General features: G+C 57.4%; 14 protein-coding genes and 1 tRNA gene. 8 read left to right on the plus strand and 7 right to left on the minus strand.

Going from position 1 to position 15,338, the window contains the following annotated elements:
* Both ACRQFC_RS07985 and ACRQFC_RS07990 read right to left on the minus strand, forming a co-directional pair.
* Positions 1-2,116, minus strand: a 2,116-nt coding sequence (locus ACRQFC_RS07985) for a thrombospondin type 3 repeat-containing protein (protein ID WP_284897436.1), incomplete at its 3' end; no start/stop codon positions are given.
* A gap of 688 nt (positions 2,117-2,804) precedes the next feature.
* Positions 2,805-3,689: a LysR family transcriptional regulator gene (locus ACRQFC_RS07990; RefSeq protein ID WP_284897438.1), complete on the minus strand. Its 885-nt coding sequence runs from the start codon at positions 3,687-3,689 to the stop codon at positions 2,805-2,807.
* A gap of 186 nt (positions 3,690-3,875) precedes the next feature.
* On the opposite strand from ACRQFC_RS07990, the gene ACRQFC_RS07995 reads away from it, so the two are divergent.
* Positions 3,876-3,949 (plus strand) — tRNA-Met (locus tag ACRQFC_RS07995).
* On the opposite strand, the gene ACRQFC_RS08000 is transcribed toward ACRQFC_RS07995, so the two are convergent.
* Entirely contained in the window at positions 3,909-4,247 is a 339-nt protein-coding gene (locus ACRQFC_RS08000) for a helix-turn-helix domain-containing protein (protein ID WP_369281070.1), read from the minus strand. The two genes, ACRQFC_RS07995 and ACRQFC_RS08000, sit on opposite strands and share 41 nt — an antisense overlap.
* A gap of 110 nt (positions 4,248-4,357) precedes the next feature.
* Here ACRQFC_RS08000 and ACRQFC_RS08005 point away from each other — a divergent pair, with 110 nt between their 5' ends.
* Both ACRQFC_RS08005 and ACRQFC_RS08010 read left to right on the plus strand, forming a co-directional pair.
* Positions 4,358-4,597 carry a MerR family transcriptional regulator gene (locus tag ACRQFC_RS08005; RefSeq protein ID WP_297556136.1) on the plus strand — a complete coding sequence of 80 codons (240 nt, stop codon included), beginning with the start codon at positions 4,358-4,360 and terminating at the stop codon, positions 4,595-4,597.
* Positions 4,598-4,604: 7 nt separating this feature from the next.
* Positions 4,605-5,162 carry a hypothetical protein gene (locus tag ACRQFC_RS08010; protein WP_284890613.1) on the plus strand — a complete coding sequence of 186 codons (558 nt, stop codon included), beginning with the start codon at positions 4,605-4,607 and terminating at the stop codon, positions 5,160-5,162.
* A gap of 5 nt (positions 5,163-5,167) precedes the next feature.
* Here ACRQFC_RS08010 and ACRQFC_RS08015 read toward each other — a convergent pair whose 3' ends face one another.
* The 3 genes from ACRQFC_RS08015 to ACRQFC_RS08025 all read right to left on the minus strand — a co-directional run bounded on the left by ACRQFC_RS08015 (position 5,168) and on the right by ACRQFC_RS08025 (position 7,056).
* Positions 5,168-6,046 (minus strand): hypothetical protein, encoded by an 879-nt coding sequence (locus tag ACRQFC_RS08015; RefSeq protein ID WP_284890615.1) that lies wholly within the window; start codon positions 6,044-6,046, stop codon positions 5,168-5,170.
* A gap of 152 nt (positions 6,047-6,198) precedes the next feature.
* The gene (locus tag ACRQFC_RS08020; protein ID WP_284890617.1) at positions 6,199-6,501 is read right to left on the minus strand and encodes a hypothetical protein; all 303 of its coding nucleotides are present in this window, start codon (positions 6,499-6,501) and stop codon (positions 6,199-6,201) included.
* Between the two features lie 270 nt (positions 6,502-6,771).
* A complete protein-coding gene (locus ACRQFC_RS08025) occupies positions 6,772-7,056 on the minus strand; it encodes a hypothetical protein (protein ID WP_284890619.1) in 285 nt (94 codons plus the stop codon).
* Positions 7,057-7,359: 303 nt separating this feature from the next.
* Between ACRQFC_RS08025 and ACRQFC_RS08030 the strand changes: the two genes are divergently transcribed.
* From ACRQFC_RS08030 to ACRQFC_RS08050, 5 genes are all read left to right on the plus strand, one after another.
* Positions 7,360-7,830, plus strand: coding sequence for a hypothetical protein (locus tag ACRQFC_RS08030; RefSeq protein ID WP_284890620.1), 471 nt, complete (start codon positions 7,360-7,362; stop codon positions 7,828-7,830).
* Entirely contained in the window at positions 7,823-9,331 is a 1,509-nt protein-coding gene (locus tag ACRQFC_RS08035; protein ID WP_284905860.1) for a hypothetical protein, read from the plus strand. Before ACRQFC_RS08030 ends, ACRQFC_RS08035 begins: the two co-directional genes overlap by 8 nt.
* A 69-nt stretch (positions 9,332-9,400) precedes the next feature.
* The gene (locus ACRQFC_RS08040) at positions 9,401-10,417 is read left to right on the plus strand and encodes a hypothetical protein (protein WP_284905859.1); all 1,017 of its coding nucleotides are present in this window, start codon (positions 9,401-9,403) and stop codon (positions 10,415-10,417) included.
* Positions 10,418-10,523: 106 nt separating this feature from the next.
* The gene (locus tag ACRQFC_RS08045; RefSeq protein WP_435734662.1) at positions 10,524-13,595 is read left to right on the plus strand and encodes a VaFE repeat-containing surface-anchored protein; all 3,072 of its coding nucleotides are present in this window, start codon (positions 10,524-10,526) and stop codon (positions 13,593-13,595) included.
* 184 nt (positions 13,596-13,779) lie between these two features.
* On the plus strand, positions 13,780-15,051 hold the full coding sequence (locus ACRQFC_RS08050; protein WP_284905855.1) for a helix-turn-helix domain-containing protein: 1,272 nt from the start codon (positions 13,780-13,782) through the stop codon (positions 15,049-15,051).
* Here the strand turns inward: ACRQFC_RS08050 and ACRQFC_RS08055 are convergent.
* A complete protein-coding gene (locus ACRQFC_RS08055) occupies positions 15,009-15,260 on the minus strand; it encodes a hypothetical protein (protein ID WP_284905854.1) in 252 nt (83 codons plus the stop codon). The genes ACRQFC_RS08050 and ACRQFC_RS08055 overlap by 43 nt on opposite strands.
* Between the last annotated feature and the right edge of the window lie 78 nt (positions 15,261-15,338).

Genomic DNA, 15,338 nt, shown 5'->3' on the forward strand with positions numbered 1-15,338 from the left:
CAGGCTTACCATCACCATCACCCCAAGCCGGGCAACCATTATTAGAAGCCGGCCCAGCAACAGCAGGACACTGATCCAGCGAATCCGGGACAGTATCCCCATCACTATCAGGATCATTAACAGTCACCTTCGACGTATCGAAGACCTTGTCACCATCCTTGATCGTGACAGTAATCTCGTCCTTATCCTTAGCATCCCCAGGAACCTTCACAACAACGTTCCCGTCCCCATCAAAGGAACAAGTAGCACCATTGGAAGCTTCACACGAAGCAGTATCCGGAATCGGACCATTAGCAGGATCCTTCGCCAGCGTCACATCAGCGCCAGGCTTACCATCACCATCACCCCAAGCCGGGCAACCATTATTAGAAGCCGGCCCAGCAACAGCAGGACACTGATCCTTCAGATCGGGTGTGCCGTCATTGTCGCCGTCAGCGTTCGGGTCACGCACCGTAATCGGAGCAAGGAGAATCTTCTCGCCTGTCGGTGTCGTCATCTTTACCGGAACGAGGTATTCGCCCGGCTCGGCTTCGCCCTTCTTCGGCGCAAGCGAGATGGTTCCATCCTCATTAACCGTCGCCCACGGCTGCTGACCAACCTTCACCTTAGTTTGGTCGACGTCAGCAAGCAGATCCGCTGGGATTTTCGCATTATCGTCGAGCGGTGCATACTTCGCGTCTCGTGGCTTGGTGCCGTTTTCCTTGTGGAGCGGCGAAGCAACAGTCTCGGTCGTGTCGAGGTCGACCAAAGTGTGCTTGTACTCCGGAGTCGGCTTGGCAGCGAAAGCGTCCTTTGCTAGCGCGGTATCACGCGAGCCTTCGGGATAGATCGTCGCCGTGTAGATCTCATCATGGTCAAGATCAGCCGGAACCGTCAGCGGGCAAGAGTCCACAACTCCCAGGTTCGAAGATGTGGAGATGCACTTATGCACCTCGTTACCTTCAGAATCCGTCCACACAATTTCGTGGCTACTCGACGGAACGAAACCGGTAGCCTTTGTCTGTACAGTCGCGCCCGGTGCTGCCGGCTTATCTGTCTGGTTATATTCCAAAACCTGGAAATCGCGATCCTCCATGCGAAGGGCGAAATCTTGGTTATGAAGATCACTCACCCCACCAAGAGTCGCATAGTCCGGAACTTTATCCCCAGGGCCAAACATATTGTCAGGGAAGTTATCAAGCGCACCACCCACGCCCTCCGGCAACACCGGAGCAACATACATATAGGCGACGTTAACGTGCTTCGAACTCAGGTTGCCCTTGAGCCACGATCCTTCGCCCTCAGGAACCGGATCGCCGTGTGTACCCGCATTCATGATGCCTTTAAAGGTGTAGCTATCACCCCAAAGTCCACGGAACTGGATGTGATATGAACCCTGAGCATCCGTTATGCCGTAGGCAGTCTCAGCCCACGGGCTCTTCCCCGTTTCCTCCTGATATTTCGCCATAATGTCACGTTGAGCTGTCTTAAATTGCTCACGGGTATAACCCCGGTGCTCGCTCTTCCATGTGTCGAAACGGCGCGCAACTTCATCTTGGACGTAGGTACCAACGACTTTAACTCCAGGAACCGCTACGTCTCCAAACCCGTCTTGGAAATTACGGACGGCCTTTGGTGCGCCAAAGTAGTTTCTTTGATCGTAAAAAACGCTTCCGTTGACGTAGCCGCCATTTTCCTGGTTTGTAGTTTCCCGCCAGGTGCTTTCATCGGGGAACATCTCTTCAATCTTAGGGCGCTCCTGATAAGAGATATTCATATTTTCCGCAGCAGACTGTGGCCACGCATTCCACGTACCCACATACCGCTGCGTCATCCCATTGCTAACGAAGACCCCGTCGGACTCCACAAAGGAGTTCACATACTTCGTTTTATCGGGATTGTCAGCCCAGATGCGCAAACCTTGACCAGCCTGAGCTCTCCACTCATGCTCGATACCGAGAGCATCCGTCCAATTAGGAAGCTTAATCGAGTACTTACCGTCAGCTTTGGTTTCGGTCCAATAAACCGGCGATACAGCACCCTTCAGCTTCTTATTATTAAAGTCAACCCACTGAGCGTATACCTTGACGCCAGCCAGTCCTTCATCCCCTTTATCGAACGACGCAATATTGTCCACCCGATCTAGGAAAACTCGGCCGTAAACCGAGCCTTTAATTTCACCGAGCTTACCGTCTGACCGCTGTAGTTCATAAGCATGTGCAGAAGGAGCACTGAACGTCGGTGTGAGGCTCAAACAAAGAGCTGCGGCAGTGAGACCAGCCCACAGCTTCTTGCGAAGAGATCCCCTCCATGTTCGCGTGCCAGCCGGAGTGAAAATGCCGGGTGCCGAATTAGGCGCCCCCGTGTAGTGAGACATCTTTTCTCCATTGGTAGATAATCGGATGGCTTGCGGGTGCGCATATCGCCACTTAGGTGAATTTTGTGAAAGAGATGCGCCTGAGCATCACCAAAACACAATAAGTAACGCGCCACACCAGCTAAATCATTCAGAATCGTAACATAACTATAAATTGCAAATTCGCGCTTTAATGACATTTTATTAATCGCACGATTACGATTCTGACCTGGGATTTCACCCTGGAGCACCCCCCCCCCGCAGGGGACTTTCTGCCTATTTAGCAGGTTTTGCTAAGAAATTTTCCAGGACAATGTGAAGTAAATAACTGAAATTCCGGTCACACCCTCGGGGCAATATAGTCTTAAATTGAATTTCTAACTCCAGCTGCTGCGTCACTAAATATGCAGTGTTAATAATATTTCCATTAATAGTGGATTGTGGCCTATTTTCGTGTGCACATTATTATTTACTCCCGCATCTGAGCACAAATTCCGCGCACTTCCTCCAAAAATGCTAGTTCCACCCGCGTGAGCGCACGGCTCGGATCCCAGACCAGACTCGTAGCAGAACGCCTTTCCGGGGCCAGCGGAACGAATACCAGTCCAAGAGGCGAACACCGCCCGGCCGAACAATCGTTGATGATCGCGTAACCAACTCCAGCATCAACCAATTGCGGTGCATGGTAAACCACGTCATAAATAACCTGGCATTGATCACCGTGATCATCTAGCCACCGCTCCAACTGGCGGTGCCCCACGCTATCATCCGGACAAATCAGAGGAAGACCTTCTAGATCGTCCACACTAACGTTTTTCTTTGCGGCAAGAGAAGAAGCCGCAGGAACTAAAATCCCCCACCGATCTTGCGTTGGCAAGGACAGACGCTCATACCCCGCCAAATCCCAAGAATCCGGAGCAATAGCAAAAGACAGTGCGTTACTCGCAAGCCTTTCCAGAATGGTCTCTCTACGTATCCGACGCAGTGTCACGCCAACTCCAGGATGCTTATCCCGCACACGTTTAATGGCCCGAGCAACATCGATGACAGCGGCGCTTTCAACAGTACCCACAACCACGTGTCCACCAATATCGCCGTGCAGCATACTGAACTCTTCGACCGTACGCCGCGAGAGACTAAGAATTTCCCGGGCCCTGCCGGCAAATAGGACACCGACAGGAGTAAGTCGAACCCCACGTCCAGATCGATCAAGAAGTTCTTGGCCTAAGGTCTTTTCCAATTCGCGAATTTGCTTGGTCACCGATGGCTGACTGCAGTGCAGCTCAACCGCAGCTTCTTTGATCGATCCAACCCTCGCGACCACCACAAAGGCCTCCAGATGCTGCAGCTTCACCGCGCCCCCATAAAGATGTGCATATCTTGACTTTCGTTAGTTTACTTATACCACGCAATTTCGCGAAATTCGCACCACAGAACCTGCTACCTTGAATAGATTCTCACGCACATGCACCATCCGCACCTAAGAGACAACGATCACACTTGCATTCATACCGCAAAGCCCGTATAGTAGAACAGTCGCCGCGGGGTGGAGCAGTTCGGTAGCTCGCCGGGCTCATAACCCGGAGGTCAGAGGTTCAAATCCTCTCCCCGCCACTGACGAAAGGTCCTGCCTCTCTTCGGAGGCACGGGACCTTTTTTCTTGCTCCTGCTCCACAACAGAGTCCGGGAGTAACGCCGAGATCGGAACATTTAGGAATGCGGCGGTCGCGACCAGATCCTGAACAGACCACGGAGTTTTCCCCAAGGTTTTCCGCGAAACGCTTGCCTTTGTCAAACCTAGCCATTCCGCTAAATCCATCTGCTGCTTCCCTCGGCGGCGAAGCCAAAGGACAACATTAACACCAACAGCCTCATCACTCGTGAGGTTCAATTTCTCCATAGCAATCGACATGCACTAAACGTAACACCTGGTTACACCGCGCGCAACTCGACACTATTGACACGACTCGGCAAGTTACGTATCGTGTAACTCGGATAGTTACACATAACTAAGGGAATGGCATGTCGAAACAGATTCTAACGACTAGGGAGGTAGCCTCCTTGATGGGCGTCAGCAGAACCACCGTTACCCGCTGGTGCTCCGAGAACGACATCCGTGCCGTGAGACTCCCGTCTGGGCAGTGGCGCATCCCCAGGTCAGAGGTTGATCGTATTCTTGCGCCGGTTGCGGAGAATGCTTCGCCGACGGCGACGAGTGAGGTCTGTGCGGAGGTTCCTGGCCAGTTAGAAATTTTCGGGTAGGCACCCTATGGACACGATGGACGAGCTGGGGCAGTCGGTTGTTATCCAGTGCTGGAATTTGCATATTCCCAATGAGGGTGTGTACTCACCAGAACTGGGTGCGCGGGTTTGTCACCCGTGGGTGTATGTCGCTTTCGACGTGGACGGGATACCCGAAGAACACTTCGATAAAGCCTGCCGGGTGATTGAGCATTTCAAGGTGCGCGTGGAGGGTGGAGAGATTCGCTTGGGCTATGACCTGGACACGCTTCCCGAGGAACTGTGGGGTTGGTGTTTGCCGTGGCTGGTGTGTGGCCTGGCTTACCGCACGACCCCGGCTTTCGGCCCCAACGCTAGTGAGGGCGAGGACGTGTATGTTTCCCACTCTCAGATTGACCCGCTTGTGGGGCTTATTGCCGCGAACTATACAGACACCTGTATTGGTACGTGGCTGGGAGGGGAGTGCCTGAAGGTCGCGGCTTTCACTTCACCGGGCACGCTTACCCAAGCATCGGTTTTCCCGCCCGCGTCCTCGCAGATCTCTGCGGGGGATCTCAGTGAGTGGCTGGAGATCATCCCATGGTAAGAACACTACAAGCGCCGGCTGCGCCCGAATCTCTTTTTGCTGGCGCGCAGGTACTCAATGTCGTCAACCCGGATAAGCGTTCCAGAGCCGCCCTTCTTTTCTCGGGGTGTTCCGATGACAGCAACTGCGCGGTTCTTATAGCTTTTGACCGCTTCTATGGACGTGTAGATCTCTGCACTGAGGAATATCGTGAATCCGTTACGGAAATTCAAGAACGCCTTCCCGTAGTCGGCTTCACGCACGTTTGTGACGACTCCGTAGTAAATACCGAGTTTCCCTGGTTCGGGAGCTTGGGTGGCGCAGTTATGCACACACTCGGCGACGGTTCCTTTGATAAGGCCCTCGTCAAGCAACACGTTAACCTGTGCGTCCTGGTGCTGGTCAAGGATTCCCTCGACGGCCAGGGTCAAGAGATTTTTCAGGCACCCTACTTGTCGTTTTCGCCCTTTACCATCCCTAGCTGTTTGGCGTCCGCGCTTCTTGCCTTGAGAGTCCACAGCCGTAATATCATCGCTACCATCTTTGCCGGTAGCACCGCCATCCGTATCGGCCTCGCGTCTAAGGTCAATTGCGATATTGATGTCCTGAGCGTTTTTATATCGTTTGACGACCCTTTCCTCGTTCTCGTCTTCTGGCTTTTTATAGGTGGGGCTTTTCGAGGATTTATTGCAATAGTCGATGTGTCGCTTTCCGCGCCAGTGCGGAGTGTTACCCCACCCGCCAATATCGGCATCCTCGGTATTGATGGCAATAACCCCGCTAGAGCAAAGATTTCCGCGAAGATCGCGCCCACCGCAGATCATGTCGGTGTCTGCCAGGCCTCTTTCTTTGAATTCTTGGACCGTGAGGTATTCTTCTCCGTCTTTGCGGCGAGCAGTTCGCATATGTTCTTCCCTTCCATCTCCGTTGATAGGCTTGTGGTTATTTCTATTATGCGTGAGTTGGTGGGTGGGCGCGCTTCCCATTGGCGCGCGGGTCGGCTGGCCCTTTCTACTCCTAGAGAGCCAGCCGACCCTATATTCCTCAGCCGGGTTGGCTACGCGGCCGTTTCTTGGGTGTCGCCGTCACTATGTGCGGTGTCCCGGACGGATCGCGGTTCTGCCACATTCCTACTGTTGGTGATGAATACCGGGCCATTAATAATGATGTGCTCGGCGTTGATAACCACGCCGGGACTGGCTACGCCTGGCGTGCTTGGCATGTCCGGCATGCGTGGCGTCTGCGATGTGCTCGGTGTGGCGGGTGTGGGTTTTGGTCCGTATCCCCACAAGGTGAGGGTTGCGGTCCAGGCGGACATGGCGTTACTAACCGCGCTAACAAACAGGAAAATAGCTTCCATAATCTCCCCTTTCGGGATTGTTGGTAGGAGCACGGGCGGGATTGCTCGCACTCGGAGGGAAACGGTCTGCGTTTTTGTTTCCCTCTACTTAACTAGTGCGGCTAACACACACATTTTGTGTGTGGGTTCTTCTCGTGTTTTGGTGAAGAAAGGGAGGCATCACTGGCAACGGTGGTGTAGCTCGCCGTGTTTTCCACTGCGGCGGGCGGGCCGGCTGGCTCTTCGGAGTCCTGGAGAGCCAGCCGACCCTAGTCTTGCCGCTATGCCCGACTACCTCGATGTTTTAGGAGCGTGGTCTTCGTCGTCCGGGGCAGCATCCCGGATGGGCTGTGTCTCGTCCGCGTTCGGGTTATTGGTGATGAATACCGGGCCATTAATAATGATGTTCTCGGTGTTGATGACCACGCCGGGACTGGATACGCCTGGCACGCTCAACGTGGGAGGTGCCGGTGTGGTGGGTGTGGGGTTGGAACCATACCTCAATAAGGTGAGGGCTGCCACGCAGCCGGACATAAGACTGCCAATAGCGTCAATAAGCATGCAAACGGTTTCCATAGTCTCCCCTTTCGGGATCTCTGAGGGAAACACGGGCGGGTTCGCCCATGCTGGGAGGGAAAGGGTTTCGGTTTTTCCCTCCCGGTTAGTTGGTGTGCGCTGCACACTCACTCCGTGTGCGATTCGCTCTCGTGTTTTGGTGAAGAAAGGGAGGCGCCACCGTCATTGGTGGTGTGGCTCGCCGCGTTTTCCACTGCGGCGGGCGGGCAAGGGGTGGGCTGCCACGAACACCCTTGTTTGTGGCAGCCGACCTCGGCCCTATTACGGCGGCCCGCGCTTCGTGCGCCGCAGGGAGGTGGCAGTATGAGCGATACGGGTTTGTTTTTCTCTGTCCGGTCTTATCCCGTGCTTCTTGAACGCGATGTCGTTCTTGACCCTGATCTTTCGTATGAGGCACTTGGCGTGTGGGTGGCGATGCTGGCCATGCCCAAAAACGCTGAGCGGACAGTGAGCGCCCTGACCGGGCGTGGGTTTGGGCGCGACCGCGTTACCCGCGCGATAAGCGAGCTTGAACGCTACGGGCTGTTTTACCGGTGGGAGCGCCGCTTGCCTGAGGGCCACGGGTTGCTCACGCAAGTGTTCGAGCACCCGGTCTCGCCTTTGACTGCGTTTCGGTGCCTACCACTCAAGATTCGCCCGTTTGTCACCGAATGCCTATCGGTTCCGGGCGTGGATGTTAGTGAGTTGCGGGCAAGCCTGGCCGCCACACACACGCCCGGCGTGACTAATAGGCCAGCCACTGGTGATAGCAATGTGGGGGTGTGTCATGGGTGAGTATTTTGCGGTGCGGCGGGGTGCTACGGCGCTACCGAACTCCATGATCTTCAACCGCGCGCTCACGTATGACGCATTGGCGTTGGCGACCGTGTCGCTCTCGTTACCGCCGAATGCTCCGGTGGGTTATCGCGATCTCATGGGCCGGGATATGGGCGAACACCGCGCCAGGAAAGCTTTGGCACTCCTGGAAGCGGAGCATTATCGGTTCCGTTTCCGCACCCGCGCTAGCGGGCAGATCCGTGAACTGGTCGTCATGTTCGACACCCCAGTAAGCGTGGGTGAGGCGCTTTGTGAAATCCAGGGGCGGATGGAAAGCGGGGCGATCACGGCCCGCCAGGTAGTGGCGTGTCCGAGCCACCCCAGCGAGTTCACGCGCAGTGCCCCGGCTGGTGAGTTCGGCATGGAAGATGAGATGCGCCTCGATGAGGCACCGGCGCCTTCCATGGCGCCCATGCCGGCAGTGTCTTCCGTCCTCATGGAAGGCGCGGGCGAGGCTATTCCGGTCGCCACAGCGGGTGTCGATCTTGTGGATACCCCCGGAATATCCACCGCCGAGCCTGTGGATAACTGTGAAACGCCCGCTTCGAACTGTCGGACAGTTACAAATTCCGGGAGTGACCCAGGCGACAAAGGCGGGGCGGATTTTCACCGTGCCTGGAAAACCTCGGCACGGTGGGAACCGCGAGATTCCGCGGTAGTTGAAACAGATAGCGAGTTATCCACAGGGTCTCACCGTGCGGGGATTACCGGAGCACGGTGGACCGGAGCACGGTCAGCCCAGGCGCATATATCTAAAGATATATCCAACAATTCCTCACTACGTTCGGAATTAACCAACCAACCAACGCAGCCCGAATTTTTATCGGAAGCTTCTGGCATGGTTGGTGTGGTGGATTCCCAGGTTGAGCACCCCGCGCCGGCCGCGGTAACTCCGGTTCGCCGTGAGCCTGTCCCAGCCGTCGAAGATCAAGCCCGGCGTGAGCCAGCGCCGGGGGGTTCGGGGCGGCCGGATGCCGGGCAGGCTAGCGCGCCGCCTGGCAGCTGGCCGACATCAAGCACTGCGCAGACGCAAGGCTCGCGGCAGGCATGGGCAGCTAGCCTGATTGGTGAATGCGTGCCACGTGACCTGGTGCGTTTCCTGGCACCCGCGCGCTTCGTCGCGGTTGCCCGGGATCTCCAAGTTGCGCTTGATTCGGGCTGGCAGCGCGCGGAGATACGTGCCCAGCTCGCGGGTAACGCGCTTGGTGCTACGCGCAATCCTGGTGGTGTCATCGCACATCGCATCCGCGATATCGCGCTGGCCAGCCCGCCCAGGCCACCACGTCCGCGCACTGCCGTGGTGGTGGATACCAGGCCTGATCCGGGTGAGGTTTGCGCGATGCCTGAGGGGCTGCGGGCAAGGGTTTCCCGCCCGCACCCGCCGGCCCCGCAGCCGGCCTCGACCGGGCCGCCGGGTGAGGCCGGTGTGGTGCGGTGTAGGGGTTCTGGCGAGACCTAGCGCCGGGTTAGGCTGAAGAAAAACAACCCGCAAGTTTTTGAAAGTTTTTAGCGAAAAGGAGGGCAAGCCATGAGCGAGCAAACAACCACACCCGACGGCGCTGTTGCTGTTGCCGGCGACGAGGTCACTACCGAGCAGGGCCGGGCGCGTGGTAGGCGTGTGTGGCTGTGGCCGAGCGTGGCTATCGCTGCGGCGATCGTGGCCGGTACTGGTGTTTACCTGGCAGGGCGCTCAGGTGGCACCGACGAGGCCCGGGCGGCCTATTCGGAGGCCGTGACGCTCAACGAGCAAGCCCGCGCCGCGCTGCAGACAGCCGTTGACGGTATCGGGTTCACGACCGAGCAATGCGTGGCTGATGGTGGCGCGCCCGCGGACTGCCAGGCTTTGGCACAGGCTGTGGAAGCTGCACGCGCCGGGCTTGCTGAGCCTTTCAAGGCGGCAGACGCTAAGGATCTGGACGCTGATTCAGCGCGTTCCCAGGCCGAGGCTTTGCGGGCTACGGCGAAGGATTTTGAGGCGCAGGCGGCCCAGATCAAGGATGCGACCGGCAAGCTCAACGAACAGTTCGAGGCTGCCACGTCGGCGTACTTGAGTGGCGATGCGGCGAGTTTCGCGGCGTCCTGCGAGGCTGCCACGACCACCGCCCGCGGTGTCGAAAGTCTTGCCGGCGAGGCTGATGGGTTAGCTGCGGATTGCAAGAGCTTCGCGGCTTCCGAGGGGAGCGCGCGGTTGTCCGTCCTCAAGGAAAAGACAGCAGCTCTCCAAGCCCGTGTTGATGCTTTGAACAACAAGGTGGCGGCCGCACAAACTCCGGCGGCGGTTCCCGCGCCGGCGGTATCGTCCGGCGGTGGTTCGGAAGATGCGGGCGGGTATTCGGATTCGGGATATTCCGCAACGGAAAGCGGCTCGTCGTGGTCAGATAGTTCGTATGAGGCACCCGCACCCGAGCCGGCCGCTCCTGCACCTGATCCGGCTCCCGCAGACAACGGCGGCGGATGGGTAGACAGCGGCTGGACGATGGACGGCCCCCCTGTTTGCAGCGAGGGTGATACCAACGGCAACTCGTGGTTTGTCCCCTGTCCGTAAAAGTAAAGGTGGCTCGGTGCTTGTTGGCGCAAGCACCGAGCCGGAATCCCCTCAATTTTTCGTAATGCTCCAACATTCGACTCAATGAAAGGACTCGTTTCCTATTATGGCAGCGACCACACACGCCCGGCCAGGTGGCCGGACTCTCGCCGCGCTCCTTGCGGCATTTACTCTGATAATTTCAAGTTTGCTTGGCGGTAGCGCCATGGCGGCTTATGACTCAACGGTCGGGCGCGGTATCGATCTCGTCGGTATTAATGCGTCGGGTGCGTTGCGGCTTGGCCCGCACATTAATCAGACTCCGCAGATTGGCGGGACAGCTATTGATGCATCCCCTCAATGGTGCATTGATGGCAAGAAAGCCGACCCGGGCCCGAACGATTTGACTTCGATTGCGACCCTGACGGATTCCGCACAGCATGTGCCAGAACTGGCTTTGACGACGCCGCAGGCAGCCTGGCTTTTGAATAAATACCAGGGCAACACGACAGATAACGTGAATTTGGCTGCCCTGGGTCTGCTGATGCATTCGAACTTCGAGAACACTCCGGCGGTGGCTCATGAAATCGCCGGAGCTACGCAAACCCAACAGCCCGATGTCTGGGCGCGCGCATTACAGTACGTTTCCGAGGCCCGTAACAGTGCAGCCGTCGGCTACGAAGGTGGCCAGGTGGAAGGCGATGGCCAACGCACCGGTAATATTCACGGAATCGTCGTCACGAATGGCAACGGAGTTCCAGTCGCGGGCGTTCCAGTTTCTTTGCAACTTTCCGGCCCTGCCGTCTTTGACGCTACTGGCACGAGCTCCTGGGCAGGGACTTCGGCTGCGGAACCGATCACCCTGAAGTGGACTGCCACGGGAAACGGTGATGTGTCCTATTCGATGCAAGCAGCAACTTCCGGTCGGCGGACTCTGACAAAGTACGGTTCGGATGGGTCGATTCAAGACATGATCACTACTGGTAATCGTGATCTCGCTTCTGACCCGGAGACGGTTACGGTTCCGGGACCGTCGTGGCGTGTGATTTTTGATTTCCAACCCACCGGAACCAGCCAAGCCACCAGCCAGGAGATCAACCTCGACGGTTCGATCACCGACACTCTCACCACGAGCGTGGACAAGTCTTATGGTGATGGGCAGTGGACGCAAGTCAACGGCGCTCCCGTGCCGGTGATGTATACCGCGACCGCGTATTGGGCGGGCCGTGAAAAGCCCGCAACCAGCACCACCATCCCGGCAGACGCCGAAGTCCTCGGCAGCGTGGACGTGACCGCGACGGGCGAGGGCCAGAAACTCGAAGCGAAGCTCACCACACCCAAGCGCGGCTACGTGAGCTGGGTTTGGTCGGTTGATAAGGCCAAGCAAGGCAATAACTCGCAGTATGTTCACCAGAACTGGGCGGATTCGTACGGCCTGGAAGCAGAAACGACATCGGAGAATTTCGACTTCCGTCCCCTGGGCATCTCGAACGTGGACACCGCGAAAGTAATCGACAAGGGCACTGTTCTCTCTGACACGTTCGATGCCAAGGCCGACCCGGCCTACCGGGATGGTGAATGGACACGCATCGTTGCTCCTGGCACATCATTTGACGAGGGCACGTACGTGCCGGTGACCTACCGTGCTTCCGCTTACTATGTTTCCCCGACCGAACTGCCCGCCACTGTGGCCACGGTTCCGGCGTCGGCGGAGCTGATTGAGTCTGTCACCGTCGTAGCTAATGGGCCGGGCCAGATCAAGGCCACGCTCTCGCAGCCCACAGTAAAGGCCGGGTTCGTGACGTGGGTTTGGGAAGTCAAGGCTGAAGACCAGCCCGCGGATTCCGCGAAGTGGATTAAGGCCGGATGGGCCGACCAGTTCGGCCTCCCGGACGAGACCACGTCGGTGCGTTACCCCGCACAGATCGACTCGACGCTCTCGATTCGCGACACCAAGAGCGGCACGTATCTCGTGGATGATGTTTTCGTGACGGGCCTTCCGAAGAACCATCCTGACTTCCAAGGCGGGATGGGTTTCAAGGCCGATGCTCAGGTGATTGAGCATGAGGTGTTGTTCTTCCCGCACGGTCTCGCCGTGACAGAAGCAAACCGGAGCCAGGCGGAAAAGATCGGCGAGACAGTCACGATTCCGGCGAAGAACGGGTTCTACCCGTCTATCGGTGAGACCTCGTGGTTGGTGAAGCAAGACGCTAACGGTAAAAATCTGCCGGGCACCTATGTTTTCGTTTCGTCGTTTGCTGGTGATGATCGCGTCCAACCGCTCACGACGAGCGTTGAGGACACGCGTGAGCAGTTCACCATCACCCCTGAGCCGTCGATTCACACCACTTTGACGCATGAGAACACGCACGTGGCGCCGAATACCGACAAGGTGGAGCTTGTCGATACGGTCTCTTATCAGAACCTGACGCCTGGTAAGGAATACCAGCTCGAGGGTACGTTGATGGATAAGGCGACCGGCGAAGCGCTCGTGGACGCGAATGGCGACAAGGTGACATCGCAGGCTACTTTTGTGCCGGAGACTCCGAACGGTACCGCCACGGTGACTTTCGTGGTGGATGGTTCGCTGTTTGCGGGTAAGCAGACCGTGGCTTTCGAGAAGCTCACGCAAGACGGTCGTGAAATCGCCGTACATACGGACATCAACGACGAGAACCAGACCGTTGTGTTCTCGAAGCTCCAGACGACTGCAACCGATAAGAGCGATGGTGACAAGACCATCGCGCCGGTGCCTAACGCCGTAATCACCGACCGGGTGTGCGATGTCGCCGGCACTCTCGTGCCGGGTACCGAGTATGAAATCACGACCGCGTTGATGCTAGATAACGGCGACGCCTTGCTCGACGCTTCGGGCAAGCCCGTAACAGTTACACGCAAGTTTATTCCGGCGGCCGCGAATGACTGCGCGAGCATCGATATCACTTTCGATGCGAGCAAGCTCGCCGGCAAGAAAGTCGTCGTGTTCGAGACCGTGCCCCAAGACGGCAAGACCGTTTCGGTTCACCACGATCTCAAGGACTCCGAGCAGACCGTGTCGGTGGAGATTCCAGGCGATGGGGATAACGACAAGGCGAAGCGGCGGCTAACCCGCACCGGAGCAAGCGTCCTCGGCGGCGGTGTCCTAGCGCTTGGGTTTATCGGCGTTGGCGTGGCTGCGCTGCGTCGTCGTAACAACTAACCAAAAAATCCACCTACATCAGTAGGTAAGTGATAGTGGTGTGCCCGCACTCTAGGTGTGGGTGCGGGCACACCACACCTCCCCCATCCACTCTCGGCGGGGTGGCCATTTCTCTTCCCTTTCTTTTCCTTATCTTTTTCTTTCCTTTTTATTACCCCGATATGTCCGTGAGGAGGTGGCGCTGATGGGTGAGCGGCTTGGCGTGTGGGCACTTGAGCAAGGCGGACGCATCAGCGCAAACTCCCTCGCGCTCCTCGGCGTCGTCGCGTTGTTTGCTGATCCGGCCGGGGTATGTATCCTGACGCCTACGGATTTACAGGCACGCGCGGGCCTGAGCGAAAAAACCTTTAACACAGTGCTTACCGAGCTTGTTGATGCGGGTCTTATTTCGGCGCAAGAATCCACCACCGGCACTGCTTTTAGTGTTCTTGCTCCTCGCGCGTATTTAGACGATGCCACCAGGCCGGTCTCGGCGGCCGGTGAGTTAGAGCGCGGTCTGCGGATTATTTCGACAACACTCACCACTACCGCTAGCGGTACTGGCATGGCTGGAATGGCTGGCACTGCTGGCACTGCTGGCACTGCTGGCACTGCTGGCACTGCTGGCACTGCTGGCACTGCTGGCACTGCTGGCACTGACCAGGTGACTATCACGCCGCCGCATATTAAGGTGGCTGATCCTCTCACAAACGAAGGCTTGGCCATGGTTTTGAAGTATTTGGATGGGTGTGGTTGGGGTGATGAGGCTGTTGTGGAGCGCCTTTCGGTGGCGATTGGGGTGCGGGCGCGCTCTCGTCTGGCGGTTCTTGTTAGGCAGTACCCGTGGCTTGGTTTTGATGAAGTGGTAGGGGATCTCATCTCGCGGGTGTGGGAGGTTATGCGTACGCGTACGCGTGCGGTGGTGGGTGCGCGTTTTCGGTGGGCGTATGCGATCAGCCGGGCGGTACGGCAATTCTTGGAAGCCGATATGCCGGCCGAGCCGGTGGACTATGGGGGCACTGGTTTCGAGGAACAGGCTGGTGGGCTTGGGGCGCGGAGGGCAGATTACGAGCATGGGGATTCTCGGGTTTTGCTTGAGGATGCTGCGGGGTGGAGTGCGGGCGCGCAGTTCTTGGTCGGCGAGCTGGTGGCACGCGGTGTTGACCAGGGTGTCGCCTGGCATGGAATGCGGCGGATGCTTGAGCTTTCCGCACAGTGGGGTTTTCACACCCGGACGACTCATGCTCGGGAAGACCGTGAACTGGCGCGTTTAGGGATTAGCAAAAATGCTATCGGTGCGTGGATGGGGCTTATTAACGGGTCACGTCGAGAAGGCGCGAAAGGTTCTTTTTTACTAGGTTTCGCGCGTGGGCGCCGCTCGTTCACCGAGAAGGAAGAATTCCGGTTGAAGATCATTGTGGAAGGGTGTCCTTCTCAACTTTCCTCAGATTCTCCCGCATCGGGGGTGGTCTCGTGAATCTCCCATTCGCTGATAGAAACGGTGGTGACCAGGCTGCTCGTCCACACAACCCCGGCGGTTTTGCGTGCTGCGGCTCGGGCCTCGTCCAGGCTCGTATACCAGGTGGCTTCCTGAACGAAGGGCGGGAGCCGATCGCCAGTGACGGCGTAGACCGTTTCGATGGTGGTTTCGACCTCGCGTGGCCATCCCATTTTTTCCTGACTCATGAGCATCCTCCTTTTCTTGATGCACTGCTCTGTTTTGCGGTGCTACTAACTAGGGGGCTTTGCACGCACACGACCAAT

This window comes from Actinotignum inguinis, assembly GCF_051265835.1.
Classification (GTDB): domain Bacteria; phylum Actinomycetota; class Actinomycetes; order Actinomycetales; family Actinomycetaceae; genus Actinotignum; species Actinotignum timonense.

What these genes read in the sequence shown, in the direction of transcription:
- ACRQFC_RS08045 (WP_435734662.1), top strand. Translation starts at nt 10,524, where the DNA reads ATGGCAGCGACCACACACGCCCGGCCAGGTGGCCGGACTCTCGCCGCG.
- ACRQFC_RS08000 (WP_369281070.1), bottom strand. Translation starts at nt 4,247, where the DNA reads ATGTCGATTGCTATGGAGAAATTGAACCTCACGAGTGATGAGGCTGTT.
- ACRQFC_RS08025 (WP_284890619.1), bottom strand. Translation starts at nt 7,056, where the DNA reads ATGGAAACCGTTTGCATGCTTATTGACGCTATTGGCAGTCTTATGTCC.
- ACRQFC_RS08035 (WP_284905860.1), top strand. Translation starts at nt 7,823, where the DNA reads ATGGGTGAGTATTTTGCGGTGCGGCGGGGTGCTACGGCGCTACCGAAC.
- ACRQFC_RS08005 (WP_297556136.1), top strand. Translation starts at nt 4,358, where the DNA reads ATGTCGAAACAGATTCTAACGACTAGGGAGGTAGCCTCCTTGATGGGC.
- ACRQFC_RS08040 (WP_284905859.1), top strand. Translation starts at nt 9,401, where the DNA reads ATGAGCGAGCAAACAACCACACCCGACGGCGCTGTTGCTGTTGCCGGC.
- ACRQFC_RS08030 (WP_284890620.1), top strand. Translation starts at nt 7,360, where the DNA reads ATGAGCGATACGGGTTTGTTTTTCTCTGTCCGGTCTTATCCCGTGCTT.
- ACRQFC_RS08015 (WP_284890615.1), bottom strand. Translation starts at nt 6,046, where the DNA reads ATGCGAACTGCTCGCCGCAAAGACGGAGAAGAATACCTCACGGTCCAA.
- ACRQFC_RS08010 (WP_284890613.1), top strand. Translation starts at nt 4,605, where the DNA reads ATGGACACGATGGACGAGCTGGGGCAGTCGGTTGTTATCCAGTGCTGG.
- ACRQFC_RS08055 (WP_284905854.1), bottom strand. Translation starts at nt 15,260, where the DNA reads ATGAGTCAGGAAAAAATGGGATGGCCACGCGAGGTCGAAACCACCATC.
- ACRQFC_RS08050 (WP_284905855.1), top strand. Translation starts at nt 13,780, where the DNA reads ATGGGTGAGCGGCTTGGCGTGTGGGCACTTGAGCAAGGCGGACGCATC.
- ACRQFC_RS08020 (WP_284890617.1), bottom strand. Translation starts at nt 6,501, where the DNA reads ATGGAAGCTATTTTCCTGTTTGTTAGCGCGGTTAGTAACGCCATGTCC.